Here is a 23,735-nt window from a genome sequence, read left to right on the forward strand (position 1 = left end):
TACTTGAGTTTTGTTTATTAGAAATAAAACTAAGCCTTATATCGAATTCTATTATAGGTCTTGGATATTGAATATAAGTCAAAATGTAGTACAATGTAAACAAAGATTGGAGGTCCTTATGAGCGTTGTTTCACTTAGGTTAAATGAAGAAGAAAATAACTTGTTTAAATCTTATTCTAAGCATACGGGAAAAAGCCTATCAGAGCTTTTTAAAACAGCTTTGGCAAGTCAGATTGAAGATGAACTTGATTATGAAACAGGGCTTAAAGCCTTGGAAGATTTTGAAAAAAATCCTGTCACTTATTCTATAGATGATTTGATTTTGGAATTGGAAAATGACTTATAGGTTAGTTGTTTCAGAAGGTGTTAAGAAAAAAATTAAGAAAATGGACAAACATCTTGGTCTCATGCTGGCGAAAGATATGAAATCAAAGCTAGATAAGCTCGAAGATCCCAGAAGATTAGGCAAAGCTTTAAAAGGGGACCACAAGGGCCTGTGGCGTTATAGGATAGGGGCTTATAGGGTGATTTGCGATATTAGAGACGATGAGCTAATTGTCCTTGCTATTGATATAGGTCATAGAAAAAATATATATGATTAGAAATTTAAAAGAGCTATTAAGATAAAAATCTTTTGATGAGCTCTTTTTCTTATAAATATTTGATATTACCAGAAAGTCCTAAGTTTCATACAAACCTACCTCGCTGGCCTAAAGCCAGCTTTCTTGGCCTCTTTTTCTGTTTCAAAATAGACCGCGTTTTTTTCTTTGACTGTATCATAAGAATCCCATTCTGGGAGGTGGTAGACTTTGGAGTTTTTGTTTCCTTTTATGAGATAAGATTGGTTAATTTTTTCTTCTTTTTGTTCTGTCCCGTCTGACCAGATTCCTTTTTTATTATCTTGGGCAGATTTTTCTAATTTTTTTAAATACTCTTGGTATTTTATGTCCGGTTTATAGTAATTTGCGAAAGCCAATCCCTCCTTGACCAAAATCCCGTTTAGGGTTTTAGTTTCAATATCATTGAGGGTGGGATTATCGACTGGCTTTTCTAGCCAAATATACCTTAGGAGCCTATCGTATTTATCCCTATCAGAAATATCTTTTTCCAGGTAGATTTCCTTATTCTTTATAGTTTTGTTTGTAAAATCTTTGGCTTCGTCTGCCATAAATTCGGCAGGTTCGCCGTCTTTTGCGACTTCTGGTGTATTTACACCGACAAACCTCACCTTTTCGTCTTTTCCATCAATATCAACCCAAATCGTATCTCCATCAACGGCGTATTTGACTTTGGCTTTTTGGTAAATTTGCAAATCATTACTTGCAAATTCATCTTGATTTATATTTTCTTTTGGGATTTCTTGGCAAGATGTCAAAGTTACGGCAAAAAGGAGGGCAAGGATTATCCTAAACACGGTCTATTTCCATTTGGCAGGCAGGACATATCCCGTAAAATTCGAAGTTATGGCCATTTATTATAAAGCCTGTTTCTGCTGCAACTTGGTTTTCAAGCTCGTGGACTGGGCAAGATTTGATTATGTATTTTTTGTGACAACGAGAGCAGGTTATAAAGTGCTTGTGATCATCCTTATTTATCTGATAGTAGGAAATCCCATCGAGATCAGAAGTTTTGAGCAAAAGGTCGTTTTCCTCAAGGACATTTAGGTTGCGGTAGACAGTAGAAAGGTCGATAGCCATCTCTTTTTTTAGATCGTCATAGATTGCTTGACCGCTTACTGGCTCGTTTTTCTTGTCGATGTAGTCTAGTATTAGCTTGCGCTGCTTGGTTATTCTTAGGTTTTTGTTTTTTAGTAGGTCGTTTAATTTCATATTAGTCTCCTTAAAAGCATTATACTTGATTTGACAGATATAGAAATACCTATATAATACATATGCAAATCACTTGCAAAAGGAGTATATATGAAAAAGAAAAATTTATTTATAGGACTAGCTTTAGCCCTTGCAGTGACAGGCTGCGGAAATCAAGCTAAGAACGATACAAAACCAGAAACAAAAGAAGAAGTAAAAACTGAAGCAAAGGCAGAAAACAAAGCAGAATCAAAGGTAATCTACGCTTCATTTTACCCAATTTATAACCTCACCAAGCAAATCGCTGGCGATAAGTTTGAAGTTAAGGCATTTAACTCCCTAACAACAGAAAGCCATGATTTTGAGCCATCTGCTAAAGAAATTGCAGAATTATCTGAATCCCAATTAATCTTTATGAATGGGGCAGGAATGGAAGATTGGAAGGACGACGTAGAAGGAACTGTTGATATTACAATGGTTGACACAAGCCAGGGCCTTGATCTAATAAAGGCAGACCACGAAGACGCTGACGACCACGATCACGACCACGAAGACGCTGACCATGACCACGATCATGAAGACGCTGACCATGACCATGAAGACGCTGACCATGATCACGATCACGAAGATGCAGACCATGACCACGATCATGAAGACGCTGATCACGATGACCACGACCATGATCACGAAGAAGGCGAAGAACATCATCACCACCATCACGGCCAGTTTGACCCACACACTTGGCTATCACCTGTAAATGCCAAGGCCCAAGCTAAGGTAATTGCAGATAAATTATCAGAAATTGACCCAGCTAACAAAGATTACTATGAGGCAAATTACGAAAAAGTTGCCGCAGAGTTTGATGCAATTACCGAAGAGTACACTGATAAATTTTCTGGTGTAAAGAATAAAAAATTCATCGTTCCTCACGAAGCCTTCGGCTATGTAGCAAGAGATTTTGGTCTTGAACAAATTCCTCTAGCAAGCCTAACATCAACAGCAGACCCAGATGCTAAGGTTATGAAGGAAGTGACAGACCTTGCGAAAGCAAACCAAATAAAGACAGTTTTCTTTGAAAAAGGTGGTTCTGACAAGGCAGCAAAGACTATCGCTGATGAAATAGGTGCAGAAGTAGCCCCACTATCAACAATGGAATTTGCAACCCAAGAAGAAATCGACAAGGAAGTCACAATCCAAGAAATAATCAAGGAAAACCTTGAAAATATATATAAGTCACTAGCATAATATATATATGAAGCAAATCGAGATAAAAAACCTAAAATTTGGCTATAATGAAAATTTAATATTAAAAGGCGTAAACTTAGACCTTGACCAGGGAGACTTTGCCGTAATTTCCGGTGAAAATGGCTCGGGCAAGTCCACTCTAATTAAGCTAATCCTTGGTGAACTCAAAAAAGACCATGGGTCTATCATACTTTTTGGAATCGACATGGAAGACTTTAAAAATTTTGACAAGATTGGCTATGTGCCTCAGGTAAACGAGGCCATCAAGGTTGCCTTTCCGGTATCGGCCAGGGAATATGTAGGCCTAAACCTCTATAAGGAATTTTCGATATTCAACACAATCACAAAAAAATCCAAATCGAAAATCGAAAACACTTTTTCCACCCTAAAAATTAAAGACCTTATAGATAGGCCAGTTAATACCCTATCCGGTGGCCAAGCCCAGAGAGTTATGATCGCAAGGGCCATGGTAAATAATCCCGATATATTGATTTTAGACGAACCTACAGTCGGCATCGACCAAAAATCCAAGGAAGACTTCCTTGACCTCCTAGTCCACCTAAACACCCACCACGGGATTTCAATTTTGATGATAACCCACGAAATGGACATCTTGGGCGATTATGTGGACAAGGTCTTTAAATTAAAGGAGGGGGTCATATGCTAAGTTACGATTTTATGAGAAGGGCCCTTCTAGTTGGTGGGATGCTAGCCATAATCATTCCAATGATTGGCCTTGTTATGATAAATAGGAAAACATCCATGATAGGCGACGCCCTATCCCACTCTTCACTAGCAGGCATAGCCATGGGACTTATATTCGCCATAAATCCTATGTGGACATCCTTGGTATTTTGTGTTCTAGGAGCCTTCGCTATTGACATCATAAGGAAGAAATTCAAGGACTTTGGCGACATGGCAACAGCCATCATCATGAGTTTTGGCATAGGCCTTGCTGCGATTTTATCAGACTTTGCCCCAGGAGGAAAATCTTTTGAATCCTACCTCTTTGGGTCAATTACAACAGTTTCAAGGGAAGATGTCATCCTGGTTGGGATAATTTTTGCCCTAGTCGTCACCTTGTCCCTTTACTTTTATAACGCCCTCTTGTTTATATCCATAAACCCGATAATGGCAAGGCTTGCAGGTGTGAAGGTAGGAATGGTAAACGGTGTATTTACCTTCCTAACAGCCATCACAATAGCCATCTCAGCTAAAATCGTGGGTGCCCTCATGATTACATCATTAATGGTAATCCCAGTCGCCACAGCCCTTTTAATGAGCGATTCCTACAAAAAAACCTACCTAATCTCCCTAATATTTTCGGTAATTTTTATGATCTCAGGAATCACCATATCCTTCTACTACGGCCTAAAACCAGGCGGGGCAATAGTAATGATAGCCATAGGGACATTGGTAATTGTGGCAATAATTAAAAAAATAAGAGAAAAAATCAAAAAAATGACCTCCAAATAGGGGGTCTTTTTGCTTGGGAAATTTTATCTGTCCAAATTTTTGTGTACAAGTCCTGTTATAATAAAATTAGGAGGTGAGAAATGTATATGAATTATATTAAATAATAATAGAGAAAAATTTCAACGTTTATCTTTATCAAGATAACTTGATTTTAAAAACAATTTAACAAGTTGACGCAACTCTGAATTAATGATATAATGTAGTTAAAATATAGGAGGTTATTATGAGCGATTTTGAAAAAGGCGATAGAGTTATGGCTACTAAAAATATTGGTTTTACAATTAACAAAGGTGACAAAGGAGTGGTAGTAGAAACGGGATGGTTTGATTATATTGTAGTTAAATTTGAAGGAAAAGACAAAAAGCAAGTTGGCAAAGATGATATAGCTAAATGTTAGTCTGATGATATTTCATATCTAATAGATTTAATATTTGTAGAAATTGAAAAACTAATGGGCCTCTTAATCGTTTTGATTAGGAGGCTCTTATCTATATGTAATTATATGTTTCGTATAAGAGTTTTCATTTTAATTATTGTGAGAAATTATATTGAAACGATTCTGGAGGAAAATATGACAAGTATAGGAGAATTAAATAGAGAATTTAAAAATTTATTAATTGATTTTTCTAAAAAAGATTTAAATGATTATAATCCATATTCGAATGATGGTTTAAATTTAACACAAATAGCTGAAGAGTTTTTAGATAAATATAAAAAAGGATTAAGTGACTTTTCTTGGGTAAGTGCGTTAAATTGTAATAATAAAATTAGGAATGTTAAAACGGAAAAAAAGAATAAGTTTATAAATTCTGCAAATGTTAATTATGGATTACCTACTCATTACAGAGGCGATATAGAAAATGGATACTTATATTTATGTTTATTTAATCCAGGCTCTAATGGAATCAATGATGAATATAAAAAAGATGTAAGTATCAAAGAATATTATTCTAATTTCAAAGACGACGATGATGATAAAATCTTAATAGCAGAAGATTCCCCAGAAAAGATAGAAAGTTATATAAATGGCTGTGAGTCTATATTAACGAAAGAGTTAAAAAAATTTTTGCAAGATTTTAATAAAGATCAAAATAAATCAGAAATTAAAGACGACTTAGGATATTATACTTATGCGTATTTTTTGGATATAGCTAAGCAAGCTGGATATATAAAAAAAGATGGCAAAAAATATATACCACTATTCCATTGTCAAAAAAATAAACTTACTGATAGGGCTGGAAACTCTATTGAAGAAATAACAAATAAAATTGTAAATATTGATTTATTTCCATTTAGATCTAAATCGGCTAATACAATAGTTTTAGACTATGATAATAAATTTTCGCTATTCTCTGCATACATTATTCTTCATAGAATTGGCAAAAATATAGAATCAGATAATGATAAAAAGCTAGCATTCTGTTTCAGGTCATATGATACTTGGAGAAATGTACTTATAATTGCATTGAAGAAAATAATTAAAGATCAGAAAAAAAAGATCACAAATGAAGATATTGATGAAAATTTAGATAAGTTATATTTTGAATATTTTTATCAATTTCCTGGCCAGGCAGCTAGGATTAGTCCTAATAATTTAATGAGAAAAATTGGAAAATATAAATTTGATTCTATTATTAATTTGGTAGAAAAAAATAACTAATAATTAGCCAGGATTAATTCTTGGCTATTTATTTACCTTAAAGAGCCTATGCATTTTATTGTACACCAGGTTGAGTATAATATAAATAAGATATAAGGGAGGGAATATGTCAAGGTCCAATGTTTTATTTGTTTATAAATGTCTAGCTACTTATAGTGATTCAGATCATATCATGTCTATGTCTGACATTATAAGAAAAATCAAACTTGATTATGGAGCAGAGCTTGATAGGAGAACGATTAGAAGTTCTATGGATGAGCTTATTGATCTAGATATTAAAATATCAGAATACGCAGACAATAAAGAGGGATATTATTTGATTAGTCGTATTTTTGAAAAGTCTGAAGCATATTTATTAGCAGCCTCTATTTTTTCATCACCATATATAAGTGAAGAAAAAAGCAAAGAACTAATTAAAAAAATTGCAAATACTCAGAGTGAAAACGATAAATCTTTTGCAAATATTTTTGATAATTTTGAAAATATTTCTAGTAAAAAAGGTCTAAATGATGAAATTTTCTCAAATGTTGAAAAAATTAATCAAGCAATAAATGAAAAAAAACAAATAGAATTTAACTATCTTACCTATAATGATAAAAAAGAACTTGTTCCAAGAAGAAAAGAGCCTTATAGGGTTGATCCTTATAAAATTATATACCAAAATAACAGGTACTATCTATATACTAGCTATGATGGGAGTGAAAAACATTATCCATTTAGGTTAGACTTTATCAAATATGTGGAAATATGTGACAATAAAAGAGAAAAAATTGATGGTTACAAATATGATAAGCAAATTTATAATTCTACCAATGCATATTTGGGAGATAATAGTTATATAAAGATTAGATTTAATAAAGATATCTTAAATTCTGTAATAGATGAGTTTGGAAGAGATATAAAATTAGAAGATGATGGGGATAATTATATGTTTGCAAAATTTATTGCATCTCCAGAAGGCATAAAATATTGGGCCCTTTCATTTCTAAAATATATTGAAGTTTTAGAACCTCAATCACTTAGGGATGAAATAAGTGAAATAATTATGTCAAATCCCTATACAATTTAGATTTATGTTTTTATGATATAATTATCTATATAAAGAAAGGATTTTTATGAAGATTATTATTTCACCGGCTAAGGGTTTTAAACATTTTGATAATATAAAGACAGAAGGACTTTTATTTCCTGAAAAGACTAGGATTTTGCTTGAGAAGATTAGGAAGCTTTCCATGAATGAGATGGGAAATCTTAATAGGACCAATGATAAACTTACTGAAAAAGCCTATTTTGATTTTCAAGATTTTGACTTTGACGACCTCCCAAATCCAGCGCTTTTTTCTTTTGATGGTTTGGTTTTTAAGCAATTTACTATGGAAGATTTTCCAGATCTTGAATATTTAAACGACCACGTCTACATTCTTGATGCCTTTTATGGCCTTTTAAAGCCAATGACAGGGATTTCCGATTATAGGCTTTATTTTGACAATACCATGTACGACCTCTACGAATTTTGGGGAGACGATTTGTATAAAAAACTTTTTGAGGATGGGGATTTAGTTTTAAACCTTGCCAGCAAGGAATATACCAAGACTCTTAAGCCATTTTTGAAGGAATCTGACAAGTTTTTGACTGTAGATTTTAAGGAAGTCCGTGATGGGAAGTTAAAGTCAGTTGTTTCCTACATGAAGCAGGCAAGGGGTGCTATGCTTAAGGAAATTATCACAAGGAAAATTGAGGATATAGATGAGGTGAAAAAGCTAAATATAAATGGTTATACCTATGACCCATACAATTCGACTCCTGACACCCTAACCTTTGTGAGAAAGGGAGATAAATAATGAAACTCCTTCATTTATCAGACCTCCATATAGGAAAATCTTTGGGAAATTTTTCCTTTCTTGAAGATCAAAAATACGTTTTAGACCAGATTCTGGATATCATTAAGGAAAGGAAAATCGAGGCAGTAATGATTGCTGGAGATATTTTTGACACAGCGGTTGCATCGGCTGAGGCCCTTGATTTATATAATTATTTTATAGAAAAAATCGTTTTTGATATAAAAATTCCGGTCCTTGCCATTTCTGGAAACCACGATTCTGCCAAGCGCCTTGATGTGAATAAGAGGTTTTATAAAACAAATAAATATTATCTAGCTGGGGAATACACAAAAGAAGTCGTGACTTTGGAGGACGAGTACGGGCCAATCCACTTTTTCCTCTTGCCTTTTATGTCCCTTGCCAAGGCCAGGATAATTTTTGGTGAGGAAATCGCTGATTTTACAGATTTGTATAGACAGGCTCTTAAGGATTATGATTACAAGGACAGAAATGTCATAATTACCCATTGCTACGCTTCTGAAATAAGTCAGGGCCTTGAAAAAGCCTACAATGAGGGCCAAAAACCATTGACAATTGGTGGGTCAGACTTTATGGATGCTTCGCTTTTTATGGATTTTGACTATGCTGCCTTGGGCCACCTTCACTCTGCACATTATGTTCTCGACCCCAAAATCAGGTATTCGGGCACCTTTATGCCTTATTCCTTTGATAAAAAGGATGTAAATAAGACTGTGACCCTGGTTGATTTGGGCAAAGAAAGCCTTGATATAGAGAAAATTCCAATCAAACTTTTAAGAGATTTTGAAGTAAGGACAGGATTTTTTGACGATTTAATAAGCGAGCCGGAGAGTGATTCTTATATTAAATTTATCCTAGAAGATAAGGCCACAGTCGAAAATGCCATGGCTAAATTTAAGAAGAAATTCCCAAACGCAGTCCTTATAAATTACGCATCAAGGTCCGTTTTTGCCATGGATAATGAAGAGATAAATATTGACATAGAAAATAAATCGACCTTGGAACTTTTTGAGGACTTTGTCGCTTACAAGGATAAACGCCAGATGACTGATGATGAAAAAAACGTCCTAGAAGACGTGATAGGGGCTATAAATGAAGGTTAGGAAGGTAAAATTAAGGGGATTTTTGACCTACAAGGGAGAGGTAACAATCGACTTTACTAGACTTTTTGACAAGAAAATATTTTTAATATCCGGTCCCACAGGATCTGGAAAGACCACTATTTTTGATGCCATTACCTTTGCCCTTTACGGGGAAGTGCCAAGGGAAATTGCCATGGAAGACCTAAGGAGCGATTACCTTTCCGAAGATGACGATTTTACCTATGTGGACCTGGAATTTGCCCTGGGAGATAAAATATATAAAATCATAAGAGTTCCAAGCCAGAGGGCGGTTGAGCTTAAGAATCCTAAAAATATCGGTCACAGGGTTGAGTTTTATGATATAACAGGCGAAAAAATCCTCCTCGCTGATAAAATCAAGGAAGCCGATGATAAGATCAAGGAGATTGTAGGCCTTGATAAGAGCCAGTTTTCAAAGGTAATGCTTTTAGCACAGGGCCAATTTCAAAAGTTTTTGATTTCAAAATCTGACGAAAAATCGGCGCTTTTATCTGATATTTTTAAGACTGACGCCCAAAGGGCCATCCAAGATGAGTTAAAAACAAGGGCCCTTGATAATAGGAAAAAACTCGTCCAGATTGACAAGGACCTAGAAAATGTGGTTTCTTACAACGAAGTATTTGGGGAAAATATCTCATCTGACCTAATTTCTAAACACGATTTTAAAAATATTTTTGAAATTATTTCAGAAATCGAAAAAAAACAGGATTCATTTTTAAAAGAGATTTTAAAATTTTTGGATAATCTAGAAAAAAGAGAAAAATCTTTAATAAGCGATTTGGAAAAGGCCAAAACTCTCAATGAAAATATTGAAAAATACAAAAGAGCAGATGAGGCTTATAAGGAATTAGAAAAAGATGAGGAGAAAAATCTCAAGATAAGAGCTGACCTGGATTTATTAGCCTACGCTCTTTCCATAAAAATTTACCAGGAAAGGCTTGAAAAAACCAAGTCCGACCTTGTGGGATTTTTGGAAAATCAAAGTAAGGCTCAAAACCTTTTGGAAGATAAAAACCAAAGTCTAAAAGACATTGAAAAGGAAATGGAAAACCTTCCTGATTTGAAAAATAAACTTGACCAAGATAAGATTTTGTATTCTAACAAGGTCAAGGAAATAGGAGATTTTGAGGACTTTCTTGAAGTGAAAAAATCCTACGAATCCATAAAAGACTTGGATAAGGATTTGGAAATTCTAAAGGCAAAGATTAAGGAAGATGATAAAAACCTTGAAGACCTCAGAAAAGATTATGATAAGACCAACAAGGAAATGGCTGATGCCAAGGAAGAGGGATTTAACTATAAGGAAAAAATTTCTGACCTTAAGATAAAGATTGAAAATCTTCTTAAGGACTATAAGAAACTTGTAGAAAACAAGACCTATGAGGAAGAACTTGAAAAAATTGGCAAAGATCTTAAAAGTACTGAAAAACTCAAAGAAAAAGCCGATGAAGACCACGACCATATTGAAATCAACAAGTTAATAGATAGGTTAAATGCCGAGGGGATTTGCCCCGTTTGTGGCAAAGTCCACGAAGGCCTTAGGGAGAAACTCCCTCTTGGAGATTTTAATTTAGAAAAAATTACCAAGGATCTGGAAGCTTTAAGGCTAAGTCTTGCAAAAACCAAGGCAATTTATGAAAAAAGCTTAAAAGACCTGGGCACAGTTTATAAGATAGATGAAATTGAAAAGATTATTTCAGAAAATAAAGTACTTTTAAGGACTTATGAGGACTTGGAACATAAAAATAAGATTAAAATTACAGATTTGACCCAAAGTCTAAGTGTCATTGGAGAGAAAGGCAAGATCCTCAAAAAAGAAAAAGACGACAGGGAAAAAACCTACCAAGAAATTTCGGATAAGCTTAAAAATCTTGAAGACTTAAAGATAAAATACTTGGCCGGGGAAAAAGCCATGGCAGGCCTTGATAGGGAAAATCTTCTTGAGGAGAAAAAGAGCCTAGAGGTTGAAATTACAAGGAAAGATTGCCTTATAAAAGAAAAGGAAAAGGCCCACCAAGACCTAGTTTTAGCCATTTCCAAGGAAAAGTCAATCCTTACTGCCCTTGGGGAAAATATTTCAAAGGCAAAAGATGATCAAAAAGATTTTGAAAAAGAATTTGAAGAAAAACTTGGTCAAAGGTTTAAAAATATAGAAATTTACCAAGCATATTTGGCAAGGGAAGACGAATTAAAGGTTAATAAAGATTTTATTGAAGAATTTTTCAAAAATTTAGAAAGGGAGAAAACCACCAGGGAAAATTTCCTAGAATTTAAGGATAAAAACCCATCAGACTTAAGCAAATTTGAGGAAAATCTCAATGAAGTTGCAAGGGAGAAAGAAATCCTCGATGGGGAAAAAATCTCCGCTGCAACAAGGCTTGACCAGACCCAAAAAGACGGGGAAAAAATTAGGAAAATTCATGAAGTTTTCGATGGACTTTCAAAAACTGCCCAAATAGTTTCTGCCCTTTCTGATCTGGCAAACGGGGTCACAGGAGCTGTGAAGGGGATTGAAAGGCTTGATTTTGAGACCTTTATCCTATCTGTTTATTTTGACAGGGTCTTAAATTTTGCTAATAAGAGGTTTAATGCCATGACCGACGGACAATTTTCAATGGTGAGAAAGACTGAAGCTAGTGATGGGAGGTCAAAAATGGGCCTTGATATAGAAATCCTAGACTCAAACACCGGAAAGAAAAGGCCAGCTTCAACACTTTCTGGTGGGGAAAATTTCCTAGCAAGTCTTTCCCTTGCCCTAGGTCTTTCCGATGAAATCGGGGCGGAAAACGGGGGAATAAGGATAGATACCCTCTTTATAGACGAAGGCTTTGGCACGCTTTCTAAAGAATTTTTGTCAAATGCCATCACAACCATAGAAAAACTTTCCAAGGAAGACAGGTTTGTTGGCCTAATTTCCCACGTTGATGAACTCAAAGACGCCATTGAAGCGAAGATTTTGATCACATACGACCCAAGTTGTGGGTCAAGTTTGGAGATTGTAAATGATTAGACTAATAATTTCGAAGGAGGCAAGAGAGTCTAGCCTCTATCTTTACAAAAAAATTGAAGAAAGGCTTGAAACTAGGAAAAAATCTATTCTAATTGTGCCTGAGCAGTACACCCTAGAAACTGATATAAACTTCCTAAGGTCTGTAAAATACAAGGCCGTCATGGACGCTAAGGTCCTTTCATTTTCTTCCTTTGCAAGCTTTTTTATGGACAATTATAATGAGGGCAAGCTCGAATTTTTAAACAAGGAGGGCAAGGTTTTACTCCTTACAAATATCCTCCAAGACCTCAAAGATGATCTTGATTTATTTGAAAATTCCTACCAAAATATTGATTTTATAAACTCCCTTGTTGGCTTAATTTCAGCCTTTAAGGACAATAATTTTGATGAGGATTTTTTTAAGGCTGTGTCAGAAAGTGATGTTTCTGAGATTTCAAAAATAAAATTTGAGGAAATAAAGCTAATCCTTGATACTTATCAAAAGGAAATTGAGGGAAAATACTTAGACAAGGAAGATATACTCTATTTTGTGGCAGAAAATATTGGAAAAACTGACCTTCTTGATGGTTATGAGATTTTTATAGACAAGTTTGACTTTTTTGAGGAAAGAAAGCTTGATTTAATCTCTGCTCTTTATGAAAAAGGTCTTGATATCAATGTTTCCTTAAATATAAACCCAAAATATATAAATAATCCTCTAATTAGACCTGAGATTTTTGACAGTCCAGCAAGGAACTTTGACCTTTTTAGGGAGGGGTTTGAAACTGAAATTATAAGTTTAGAATCAAGTCCAAGGGCGGCAGATCTTGACCATTTAAGGGATAATTTTGAAAAATATCAGCCAAATATTTACGAGGAAAATCCACAAAACATCAGGATTTATGAATCAATTTCAACTAAGTCTGAAGTTGCAAATATAGCTCTTTTGATAAATAAAATTATAAAAACCAATCCAGACATTCGTTTTAAGGATATGGCAATTTATTTGACAGATACCGACCAGTATGAAAATGAGCTGATAAAAACCTTCGCCAGGTATGAAATTCCAATCTTTCTCGATAAGCGTAGGAAGATGGCAGATAACCACATCATAAAGACTTTTTTGGCCCTTTTAAGGCTTAGGGTAAATAATTTTAGGTCTGAAGATTTATTTTACATCTTAAATTCAAAACTAATCGGCATTACCGAAGAGGATGCTGATACCCTAATAAATTTCCTAACCTACAGGAAAATCAAGGGGTCTATGTTTGAAAAGGACAAGTACTTTGCCATGGACGAAGATTTTTACCAAAAAAATCTAGCCACAGACCCAAAGAAAGACATAAAAATCGCTAAAAAGCGTGAGGAATACAATGTTGTAAACCAAGTAAGATCTAGGATTTTAAATTTAATCGATGGTCTTGATGAGAAAAATCTGACAGTAAAAAACCTTGCTACAAAAATTTATAAGATGATTTCAGATCCTGGAATCAAGGCTGGAATCAACGATTTTCAGGACAAACTTCTAGCAAATGGTGCCCTTGATGATTATAAGGAAAATGAGCAGATTTGGGATGAATTTATAGGGATTTTAGACCAGCTGGTAATCTTGATGGGCGAGAGAACCATGCCTTTGTCCAGAGTTTATAGCCTAATCGAATCGGTTGCTAAAGACGTGCAAATTGGCTTAATTCCGCCATCAAAAGACCATCTCATAGTGACAGATTTTGCCCGTGATAGGGTTTCTAATAAAAAGATAAATATCCTAATGGGCATGGATGATTCTTATTTTCCAAGCCAGGAGGCCAAAGACTACCTAATTAGCCCAGACGAGGCAGAAGATCTTGAAGAAGCTCAAATTGACCTAAAGCTATACGCCAAAGACCGTGACAGGGCTGAGCTTTTAAGCCTTTATAAGATTACTTCAAGGTCTGATAAATTAATCTTATCTTACGCACTTTCTGACAAAGAGGGCAAGGATTTGAGCGAAAGTCTTGTAATCCGTGATATTAGAAAGATTTTCCCAGGCCTTAAGAAAAATATTTTGCTCGACACAAGGGCAAATGACGCTCTTTTTGCCAAGGAAAGCCTCAAAAAATACACACTTGGAGTCTTAAATAAGATTAAGAATAAAGAAAAACTTTCTAGACAAGATAAGGATTTAGCCATCGCCTTTATGGAATATTTGAGGGAAACTCCTTTAGACTTAGAAAATAAAGAAATTTACGATAAGATCAAGAAAGGTCTATTTTACAACAATGATAAGAGGCCACTCGATCCAAGTATCAGGGAAGTTCTTTACAAAAAGCACGCCTATTCGGTTTCTGAAATTGAGACCTATTCGGCCTGTCCTTACAAGCACTTTGTCGCCTACGGTCTAAGGCCAGATGTGGAAAAAGAATTTGACGTGGATGCTATGGACATCGGAAATATAGTCCATAAGTCCTTTGAAGACTTGTCAAAATTAATTAAGGATATGGACCTAGATGAGGTTGATTTTGAGGAAATTGACCAGCTTTTGGATGACAAATTTAGAGAAGGAATTGACGAAAACCTTGATAAGGAGAGGAAGGACAATCCGAAAAATAAGTATATACTTAAAAATATAAACCAGGCTGCCAAGAGGAATACCAGACAGATTATAGACCAGCTTAATAAGGGCAATTTCAAGCTTGAATACTTTGAAGAAGCCTTTGACAAGGGCGGATTTTTCGACCCAGTTTATGTGGATGAAGAAAATTACCTAAGGGGTAGGATAGACAGGATTGATATGGCAGGAAATTTGGTAAGGGTAATTGACTACAAGACCGGGTCTAAGGGTTATAACCTAGCCGCCATCCTAAATGGCAAGGACCTCCAGCTTATAATTTACATGATTGCAGTAAATGACGATAGGAAAAATCTCGAGCCAATAGGTGCTTTTTATATTTCCCTAAAAGACGAAATTGAGAGCTTTGGAGATTCGATTTCAGATGATGCGAAAATTGCCGCAAGTCTTGATAAGAAATTTGCCCTTGATGGGATTCTTCTTGATAAGGACGGCAAGGCCTTGACTTTGATGGATAGGGATTCAGATGGGAAAAAATCGTCAATTGTGGTTGGTAGACGCAATTATAAGATAAGCGAAGAGGACTTCAAAAACCTAACCGCCTATATAAAAAATATGGTAAAAGACTTGGTCAAAGACATCAAGGCTGGAAAAATCAACCTCGCACCTCTTAGGGAGGATAAGAATAAATCGGCCTGTACCTATTGCGATTACAAGGGAATTTGCAAGTTTGATAAGACCATAGATACTTTTAGGTTTAGGGACTTTGATAGGAGTCTAAGCTTGGATAATTTGGAGGCTAAAAATGACTGAACTTAAGTTAACAGACGGGCAAAGGACCGCGATTTACGAGAGAAATAAAAATATAATAGTATCAGCCGCCGCAGGTTCAGGAAAGACCATGGTCCTTGTAAACAGGGTGATTTCAATGATGGTTGAGGAAGGAATCGACATCGATAAGATGATCATAGTTACCTTTACCAACAAATCCGCTCAAGACATGAAGGATAAGATAAGAGAAGCTCTTGAAAAAAGAGCGGATGATTTTGATCTGGCCTTCATAAAAAGGCAGTTTAAGCTCTTAAAACTTGCACAAATCAAGACCCTCCACTCTTTTTGCTCTGATATGCTCAGAGAAAATTTCTATTATCTGGAAAATCTTAGCCCAAATTTTAAGGTCATGCCTGATTCTACAGGGAAAATCTACATGGCAGATGCCATTGATGAGGTTTTTGATAAAGAATATGAGAAAATGGACGATGATTTTGTCTATTTCTTGCAAAACTTTTCTGGAGAAAGGTCAGATTATAATGCCAAGCAAATCATTCTTTTGACCTACCAAAAAATCGTGGGAATGATTGATGGAATGGCTTGGCTTGAAGTAGCCAAGGATAAGGGAGAAAACCTAGAATATTTCAAAGATTTTATTAAAAATAAGTTTGATTTGATCTTAAAAACAATTGAAAATCTTGGAGCTAGGCTAAACCCAGACCTATCAGCCTCAGCTGTGAATTTGATTGCAAGTGATTATGAAATGCTTGCTTTTATCAGAAATCAGATTGATAATTGGGATGATTTTCCAAAGGCTCTCGCAAGTAAAAAGTATGTGACCTTTGCCAAAAAAATCAAAACTGAGATTGGCGATGATGATCTGGTCAATGAAATAAATGCTGCTAGGGATTCCTACAAGGCTGCTGTCAAAGATCTTGAGGCCATGATTACAAATACCGATTCCATGGCACTTGACTTTATCAATGCCAAAGAAGAGGTACTTTTTAGGGAGATTTATAAACTTACAAAGGATTTTAAAGAGACTTTTGATTCTAAAAAAAGAGCCAAGGACTACCTTGATTTCAACGATCTGGAACATGAATTTATAAGGCTCCTTGATAATGAAACCGCCAGGGAAAAGCTAAAAACTAAGTACAAGTACATTTTCTTTGACGAATACCAAGACTCAAATGAAATCCAAAACTATATAGTAGATAAATTAAAATCTGAAAGAAACCTATTTTTTGTAGGTGATGTCAAGCAGTCAATCTATGGTTTTAGGAGGGCAAGGCCTGATTTATTTATAGAAAAACTCGACTCTTATGAAAAAAATGAAGATTCGATGAGGATAAACCTTAACGAAAACTTCAGAACCGACAGGCTAATCCTAGACTTTAATAACTACATTTTTGACAGGCTAATGACCAAGGATATGGCTGATATTGACTACAAAAAGGGTGGCCACAGGCTAAATTATGGCAAGGAAGAAAAGGACCTTCTTGATTCTGCAAGAGTTGGAATGAAAGTCCTTGGCCCAGATGTTAAGGAAGAAATCTACCTAACTAGCCTAATCAAAGATTTAATTGCAGAGGGTTACGAGTACAGGGATATAGCCATTCTTCTTAGAAACGGGACTGAATCCTACAAGTACGAAGAAGCCTTCAAAAAGGCAGATATTCCTTATTTTAACGATATTTCAAAAGTGTCCACCCAGGCAAGTGAAGTTGGATTTTTCATTAATTTATTAAAATATCTTACAAATCCAAATGACGACCTTGTTTTGCTTGCGATTTTAAGGTCTGTTATCTTTGATATAGACGAAAATGACTTGGCGAAAATCAAGCTGGCGTCTGATTCCTATAAATTTTATGAGGCCTTCAATGCCTATGACAAGGATGATGAGGTCGGAGAAAAAATCAAATCTTTTAAGGCTTTGATAGAGGATTTGAAGGATAAGCTTGTTATTTTAAATTTATACGACTTTGCTAATTATTTATTCGAAAAGTCTGGCCTCTATGATTTTCTTTTGGCAAGAGATTTGGCTTGTGATAGGATAAATAATATTGAATCTGTAATCGAATTGATGGCTGATTACGATGCCGCAAACGACAATGGCTTGTATGGTTTTGTAAGTTTTTTTAATAATTTGGAATCAACCAGGTCTGACTCAATTAGTCCGACACGTGACCTTTCAGAAGGCGAAGATTTGGTCAGAATTATGACAGTTCACAAGTCTAAGGGCCTTGAATTTAAGATTGTAATCCTTGCTGGAGCTGATAAGGGCTTTAATAACAAGACAAATCCAATAATTTTTGATGAAAAAATCGGGATTGGCATAAATGTTGCAGACTATGATAAAAAGATTAAAATTCCAAGTATAAATAGGAAGCTTATTATCGAAAAATCAAGGGAAGATGACAAGAAAGAAGAGATGAGAATCCTCTATGTTGCCTTAACCCGTGCCGAAGAAAGGCTTTACATCACAGGCAATTTTGCAAAAACTGATAAGGCTATGGACAAGGTCTACAAAAACGAATCTTATCTTTCGCTAAATTCTCACTTGGAATGGCTATTAACTGCCCTTTCCTTTGATGGGATTACAAGCGAGTTTTTCACAGGTACCCAAAAAGAGTCCGCCTTTGATAAAAGAATTTCCTTTGATTTTATTGAAGAAGTCGCTGATTTAAAAGCAAACAGAGACGAAAATCTTTTTGATCTTTTAAATGAAAAGGCAGATAAGGAGCTTTTTAGTAAAATAAAGGACTATTTGGAATTTGCCTATGCCGGCAAAGATGATATTGGTAAGAGCCTTAAAAAATCTGTAACAGAACTTGCCAAGGACTTTAACAAGGAAAACGAAGGCTACGAATCCTTTGATGCAGAAGGCTTTAGTCGAAATATTTCCTTTAAGAAACCAAGTTTTATGGAAGAGGAAAAAACTTATAGCCCAACAGAAAAGGGAAGCCTAATCCACAAGGTCTTCCAAAAACTGCCTATGAAGGCCTACACAGAAAAAGACCTAGAAGATGAACTTGATAAATTAATCGAAAAGAAGATTTTTGATGAAAATATCAAGGAAATTATTGACCTTGATAAGCTTATGAGTTTTTACCAAAGCGATTTGATTAGGAAGTTAATTGCCGAAAATATTCCAAAAAGATCTGAGGAATCCTTCCTCATGGCCTATGACGGCTACTATGTAAATGGCCAGATTGACCTGATTTTTGAGGGTGAAGACGAGATAATATTAATTGACTTTAAGACTGACACCATAAAAAGAGAAGAAGCCTATAAGCCCCAGCTTGCTATCTACAAGGAAGCAATCGAGGAAGCCTTGGGCAAGAAAGTAGGGAAGTCCCTAATTTATTGGTACAATTTTAAAGAATTTCAAGAAATGTAAAAAAAGCTAGGATAGAGGGAAAATACTCTTCCTAGCTTTTTTTAATAAAATCCACCATTTATATCTATAATTGAACCTGTGATATAAGAAGCCTCGTCTGAGATTAAAAAAGCTACCAGGTCTGCGACTTCTTTTGGATCTGCAAAGCGACCCATGCCTATATCTTCCTTGATCAAATCAAGTTCCCTTTCACTATAATCATTTTTCATCATATCTGTAAGGACAACACCCGGAGCTATGGCATTTACCCTGATATTTGAAGGTGCAAGTTCTTTGGAAAGAGCCTTGGTAAAGGTGTTAATAGCGCCTTTGCTCGCAGAATAGCAAGCCTCAAGGGCTGCACCTTCCTTTCCCCAAATTGAAGAAATATTTATAATTACCCCGTCCTTTTGACTTATCATTGGACCAAGGGCCCTTTTTGTCGCAAGGAAAACCGAGTTAAGGTTGGTATTTACAATTTCCTGCCACTTTTTAAACTCCATATCCTGGATAAGGCCGACATAGGATTTTCCTGCGTTATTTATTAAGATATCAATATGGCCAAAATTATCTTCGGCAGTTCTAAAGAGATAGTCAACCTCATCTTCTTTGGAAAGGTCAGCCTTAACTGCGATTACATTGGAATTTTTATCCCTTAATTCCTTTAAAAGAGCGAGGGCAGCGTCCTCAGATTTATTATAATTTATTACGATTTTATAGGATTTGGCAAGTCTCCTAGCGATAGCCGCCCCAATTCCCCTAGAAGAGCCAGTTATTAATGCTGTTTTCATATAATTATTATATCATATGGGTATATAAATAGTAAGAATAAAGGAGAGATTATGAAATATATTAAGTTAAATAATGGTAGTAAAGTGCCAGCTATTGGCTTTGGTACCTACAAAATCACTGAAGAAGCCGATATGGAATTAGCTATTGGCAAGGCAGTAGAAGAAGGTTACAGGTATTTTGATACGGCGAAATATTACCAAAACGAAAAGATTTTGGGAAAATATTTGAAAGAAACAGGCCTAAAGAGGGAAGACTATCAGGTCGCAAGTAAGGTTTGGCCATCATCTTTTGATACAGATGCGGCTAAGAGAAGCCTTGATGAATCCCTAGCTGACCTTGATATTGGCTATATTGATATAATTTTGCTTCATTGGTACGGCAAAGATTTTGAAAAAGCTTGGGAGGTTTTTAAGGATTACAGGGACCAAGGTCTTGTGAAAGCTCTTGGAGTTTGCAATTTCACCATTAATCAGATGACAGAATTAATTAATTTAGGTGAAAAACCAGTCCTAGACCAGCTTGAAAGCCATCTTTATTTTCAAGATAGGAAAACTGTTGAATTTTTAAAGGAAAATGAAATTCTCCACCAGGCCTGGGGCCCACTTTCTTAAGGCAAGTCTAACTTACTTGAAGAAAAAATCTTAAAAGACATAGGGGATAAGTATGGAAAAAGCCCTGCCCAAATCGCCCTAAAATGGAATATTGATAGGGGAACTATGGTCCTTGTTAAATCTTCAAATGAGGGAAGGATTAAGGAAAATATCTCGATTTTTGACTTTGACCTTAGCCAAGAGGACATGAACGCTCTTGCCAGCCTTGATAGGAAGGAAAGATTTTCTAATGACCCAGAAAATAAGGAGTGGCTTGATAAGATAAGAAGAGGATAAAGAAAAGGGAGCTGTTGCAAATTGTGAATAATTATCGTCCCATCATCATAGGGTTATATCTCAAATTTTGCCTCTTAGAGCCGGCAGTCCACTTTAATCCCGCCGGCTCATAGGTGCGAAACTTCACGAGAAAATAGCCTGTCGGCTTATTGAGACCCCCTGATGATATTGGATTGATTTATTCATTCTGAAACAGTCCCTTTTTTGAGCAATAACAAATTTTTTCCGATAAGATAATTAACGTTTCATAAATGTAATACCATTTTCAAAATTTAAGCAAAATCTTTTTAACAAAAAACCCAAGCTATTCTCAAGCTTGGGAAATTTTATTTGTTGTTTGAGTTAGCCTGAACTTTACATAAGACTTTTAAAATCAGGATTCATTTTTATGAGCAATATTTCAGCTTTTTGTCTTAATTTTTCTGACTGTTTGATTAATTTTAAGAGGTCTGTTCTGATGTTTTTTGTTTTCTCAGGACAATTTTCTAATAACCAAACAGCTGCCTTTGATGTTATAACAGATCTTTCATAGGCTTCTTTTAGTTTGTTATATTTTTCTCTGTCAAAATTTTTGCTTTTACTTTCATTTAAAAAGTAATCTGGCAAATAATCTACTTGGTAATTTGAATAGTGGTTTTTCTCTCCAGTCCTGTCTGGTTTTATCGGGCCTTTATCTTTGTCTTTACCAGAATTTGGATTCTTATTTTCTTCTTTTTTGCCTCCACCATTTTCGGTTTTGGAGTTTTCAGTATTAGACTTTTGGTTTATAGGTTTATCTTTGTTTTCTGTTAGAGCATCGCTTATAGTTTTTAAAGTCTTATCAGAAATTTTTTGGGTTCCACTCCAGTAGTCTTCTGGGATAATTAGGTCAGAATTTGTAGTTTTTTTGCCGTCAATTGCAATACCCTTTGTGCCTTCAAATTTTATCTTGTTGGATTCTACTGCTTTGGCAGGATTTTTTGAGCTATTGCCGCCCCTAATATAAGCGGTGCTTACAGATATAGAACCATGGCCTGATACGCCAGATCCACCTTTTTTGCCTGAGCCAGATCCGCCTATAGCTACGAGTTTGCCCTTGCCGGTCACACTTCCACCATCAAGCTTCAGAGCGTCACCACCAACAGATGTGAGAGCGTATACACCGCCGCCAAATAGGTTTAGGGATGAGTTTTCTGTTATTTCTAGGTTTCCATTTGGGCCCACTTCTAGGGCTGGCTGACCATATTTACCATATGTTGCTTGCTCGTCGCCTCTTACGGAAACATCTCCTTCTATCTTAGCCCTACCTTCTACCTTTATGATTGGCTTGTCATTTGTGTTTACAATCTTGCCTTGGGCAGCGGAGTTTGTATTTGAGTAAATAGAAGAATTTCCAAGAATAGCCCCGTCTTTTAGGACAACTTGGCCCCAAATTGATGCGCCAGTTGTAATTTTGTCATCGCGTGGGTTGTAATTTACATTTAATTTTCCACTATTAGAAACTTCAATCTTGCCAAAGACTACAGAGTCATCTAAGTTTAGGATTCCGCCGTCTTTTACAATTATTTTTACAGATCCAAGGATTTTCATGTTTTTGAAGGTGAGGTTGGCTCCTTGGCCTACAACTAGGGTTTGGGTTGGCTCATCAATGGTCTCAAAACCTAACTCTCCATAGGTGCCAGATTGGTGAGATCCAAACCATGCCTTGAGGTCTTTTCGCACATTTACAATATTGTTTGAGTCATTGAATTTTGTGATTTTCCATGGACTCATTTCCCACATATATTTTTTATCTTGAGTTTGGATGAATTTAGCTTTTGATAAAAGCTCTTCTAGGCTTTGCTCTCCTAGGTTATGGACTTCTACTTCAGCTTCATTTGATTCCACTTTCTTTCCACGAATATCAGTTGCACTTATTTTTATTTTGAAAGTACCTGCCTTTGTTGGGCTTCCGCCAAGGCTTATAGAACCATGGGCGAAGTTTGCCTCTATGCCTGTATCTTTATCTACAACAACAGCTTTTACTTCTCTAAATTCATTGCCCCTGTCTTCTAGTTTTTTCCAATCATCCTTGCTAGGATTTTTTTTGTCTGTGTACTCTACGGATACAGCATTAGGATTGTTTGAAACTGAGACGCTACCGCCAGAAAAACCGTCTATCTTTGTCTGACCCACTAAAAGATTGTCAAACTTTCCTACTAGTCTTATTTGGTAGGTCACATCTTTTTTGTTCTTGTTATCAACAAGTTTTTTATCCTTGTATAAGTAATTGTATTCTATTCCATCATAGGTTATGGAAAGCGAATCATTGTTATTTAGCCCAACTATGCAGAGATCACCATCCATTGAAAAAGCATAGGTATTATTGCCAAAAACGGATGAAGGAGATGAGGTTTCTGTTTGAGTCTTGCCATTAATAATTATTTTTTCAAGTTTATTTTTATCGACCTTTCTCCCATCTGCTAAACCCAAGATATTTTTTCCAAAGGTTTCTTTATAGCTAAAGGCTATTTCATCAGTTTTTCCAGGATCTGGCTCTTCATTATTTTGTGGATCTTCTTTTTCTGCGCCTATGTTTTCTTCTTTGATAGAATTTTTATCTATTAGGTTATCACTCCATGAATCTGTAGGATTACTTATTGTAAAAGATAAGATCTTTTTATCTGATTTTATGACAACCTTGTCACCTGTATTCAATTTAGTGAAAACTATAGAAAATTCATCGCCATTTTCTCCCTTGGATAGGTAATAAACTCCCCTGTTTTTTGGTCTATTATCGCTAGGGTCTTCGCTCCAGGCTGATCCGTTAACCTCTACACTTTTTATATTATTTATAAATTCGTGGTCTAAAATAATTGTATTTGTCGCGTATCCACCCCTATATCCCTTTATCAAACTAGGGCTATCAGCAAAGGCTACTAGGTTAAAATTATTTTGACCTATCTGTCTTTCTATATTTGTATTTGCCAAAATCACACCTGATAGGGCCAGGCAGATGGCTATTTTTTGTCTTTTTTTCATAAAATCTCCTTGAATAATAATTTGCGATTATGATAATCATTATTAATCGCTCCAGCTAATTATAAACTATATCAATCAAGATTGCAAGGATTTTATCAGTTTTTATATATAGATATCATTAAATACTAATTTCGTTAAATTTTCAATTAGAAAGTAAAATTGAAAAGTCTCTGTATTAGAGTAAAGTTTAAAAAGAAGGG

At 35.4% G+C, this 23,735-nt stretch carries 17 protein-coding genes and 1 pseudogene; 14 read left to right on the top strand and 4 right to left on the bottom strand.

Going from position 1 to position 23,735, the window contains the following annotated elements:
• Window positions 1–118: 118 nt before the first annotated feature.
• The gene (gene relB / locus J2Z38_RS00755; protein ID WP_209771230.1) at window positions 119–346 is read left to right on the top strand and encodes a type II toxin-antitoxin system RelB family antitoxin; all 228 of its coding nucleotides are present in this window, start codon (window positions 119–121) and stop codon (window positions 344–346) included.
• Window positions 336–602 (top strand): type II toxin-antitoxin system RelE family toxin, encoded by a 267-nt coding sequence (locus J2Z38_RS00760; protein ID WP_209771233.1) that lies wholly within the window; start codon window positions 336–338, stop codon window positions 600–602. The genes relB and J2Z38_RS00760 overlap by 11 nt, the downstream gene beginning before the upstream one ends.
• A gap of 95 nt (window positions 603–697) precedes the next feature.
• Here the strand turns inward: J2Z38_RS00760 and J2Z38_RS00765 are convergent, their stop codons facing one another.
• Together J2Z38_RS00765 and J2Z38_RS00770 are read right to left on the bottom strand one after the other, a co-directional pair.
• Window positions 698–1,414, bottom strand: coding sequence for a thermonuclease family protein (locus J2Z38_RS00765; protein ID WP_209771235.1), 717 nt, complete (start codon window positions 1,412–1,414; stop codon window positions 698–700).
• Window positions 1,407–1,829 (bottom strand): Fur family transcriptional regulator, encoded by a 423-nt coding sequence (locus tag J2Z38_RS00770; RefSeq protein WP_209771237.1) that lies wholly within the window; start codon window positions 1,827–1,829, stop codon window positions 1,407–1,409. Before J2Z38_RS00770 ends, J2Z38_RS00765 begins: the two co-directional genes overlap by 8 nt.
• 90 nt (window positions 1,830–1,919) lie before the next feature.
• On the opposite strand from J2Z38_RS00770, the gene J2Z38_RS00775 reads away from it, so the two are divergent.
• From J2Z38_RS00775 to J2Z38_RS00825, 11 genes are all read left to right on the top strand, one after another.
• The gene (locus J2Z38_RS00775) at window positions 1,920–3,053 is read left to right on the top strand and encodes a metal ABC transporter solute-binding protein, Zn/Mn family (protein ID WP_209771239.1); all 1,134 of its coding nucleotides are present in this window, start codon (window positions 1,920–1,922) and stop codon (window positions 3,051–3,053) included.
• Between the two features lie 7 nt (window positions 3,054–3,060).
• Window positions 3,061–3,720: a metal ABC transporter ATP-binding protein gene (locus J2Z38_RS00780; protein WP_209771241.1), complete on the top strand. Its 660-nt coding sequence runs from the start codon at window positions 3,061–3,063 to the stop codon at window positions 3,718–3,720.
• Window positions 3,714–4,529: a metal ABC transporter permease gene (locus tag J2Z38_RS00785; RefSeq protein ID WP_209771243.1), complete on the top strand. Its 816-nt coding sequence runs from the start codon at window positions 3,714–3,716 to the stop codon at window positions 4,527–4,529. The genes J2Z38_RS00780 and J2Z38_RS00785 overlap by 7 nt, the downstream gene beginning before the upstream one ends.
• 223 nt (window positions 4,530–4,752) lie before the next feature.
• Entirely contained in the window at window positions 4,753–4,926 is a 174-nt protein-coding gene (locus J2Z38_RS00790; RefSeq protein ID WP_209771246.1) for a hypothetical protein, read from the top strand.
• A 174-nt stretch (window positions 4,927–5,100) separates the two neighbouring features.
• Window positions 5,101–6,189, top strand: a complete 1,089-nt coding sequence (locus J2Z38_RS00795) for a hypothetical protein (RefSeq protein WP_209771249.1) — start codon at window positions 5,101–5,103, stop codon at window positions 6,187–6,189.
• 106 nt (window positions 6,190–6,295) lie between these two features.
• Window positions 6,296–7,258: a helix-turn-helix transcriptional regulator gene (locus tag J2Z38_RS00800; protein ID WP_209771252.1), complete on the top strand. Its 963-nt coding sequence runs from the start codon at window positions 6,296–6,298 to the stop codon at window positions 7,256–7,258.
• 46 nt (window positions 7,259–7,304) lie between these two features.
• A complete protein-coding gene (locus tag J2Z38_RS00805; RefSeq protein WP_209771254.1) occupies window positions 7,305–8,030 on the top strand; it encodes a YaaA family protein in 726 nt (241 codons plus the stop codon).
• Window positions 8,030–9,151 (top strand): exonuclease SbcCD subunit D, encoded by a 1,122-nt coding sequence (locus J2Z38_RS00810; RefSeq protein ID WP_209771257.1) that lies wholly within the window; start codon window positions 8,030–8,032, stop codon window positions 9,149–9,151. Before J2Z38_RS00805 ends, J2Z38_RS00810 begins: the two co-directional genes overlap by 1 nt.
• On the top strand, window positions 9,141–12,179 hold the full coding sequence (locus J2Z38_RS00815) for an AAA family ATPase (protein ID WP_209771260.1): 3,039 nt from the start codon (window positions 9,141–9,143) through the stop codon (window positions 12,177–12,179). The genes J2Z38_RS00810 and J2Z38_RS00815 overlap by 11 nt, the downstream gene beginning before the upstream one ends.
• Window positions 12,172–15,519, top strand: coding sequence for a PD-(D/E)XK nuclease family protein (locus J2Z38_RS00820; protein ID WP_209771264.1), 3,348 nt, complete (start codon window positions 12,172–12,174; stop codon window positions 15,517–15,519). Before J2Z38_RS00815 ends, J2Z38_RS00820 begins: the two co-directional genes overlap by 8 nt.
• The gene (locus J2Z38_RS00825; RefSeq protein WP_209771266.1) at window positions 15,512–18,877 is read left to right on the top strand and encodes a UvrD-helicase domain-containing protein; all 3,366 of its coding nucleotides are present in this window, start codon (window positions 15,512–15,514) and stop codon (window positions 18,875–18,877) included. Before J2Z38_RS00820 ends, J2Z38_RS00825 begins: the two co-directional genes overlap by 8 nt.
• Before the next feature lie 41 nt (window positions 18,878–18,918).
• Here the strand turns inward: J2Z38_RS00825 and ymfI are convergent, their stop codons facing one another.
• Window positions 18,919–19,647, bottom strand: a complete 729-nt coding sequence (gene ymfI, locus J2Z38_RS00830; protein ID WP_209771270.1) for an elongation factor P 5-aminopentanone reductase — start codon at window positions 19,645–19,647, stop codon at window positions 18,919–18,921.
• 51 nt (window positions 19,648–19,698) lie between these two features.
• Here ymfI and J2Z38_RS00835 point away from each other — a divergent pair.
• Window positions 19,699–20,535, top strand: a pseudogene (locus J2Z38_RS00835) (aldo/keto reductase).
• A 354-nt stretch (window positions 20,536–20,889) separates the two neighbouring features.
• Here J2Z38_RS00835 and J2Z38_RS00840 read toward each other — a convergent pair.
• Window positions 20,890–23,535 carry a hypothetical protein gene (locus J2Z38_RS00840; RefSeq protein ID WP_209771272.1) on the bottom strand — a complete coding sequence of 882 codons (2,646 nt, stop codon included), beginning with the start codon at window positions 23,533–23,535 and terminating at the stop codon, window positions 20,890–20,892.
• Window positions 23,536–23,735 lie beyond the last annotated feature (200 nt).

It is taken from the genome of Anaerococcus degeneri, from assembly GCF_017874475.1.
Taxonomy (GTDB): domain Bacteria; phylum Bacillota; class Clostridia; order Tissierellales; family Peptoniphilaceae; genus Anaerococcus; species Anaerococcus degeneri.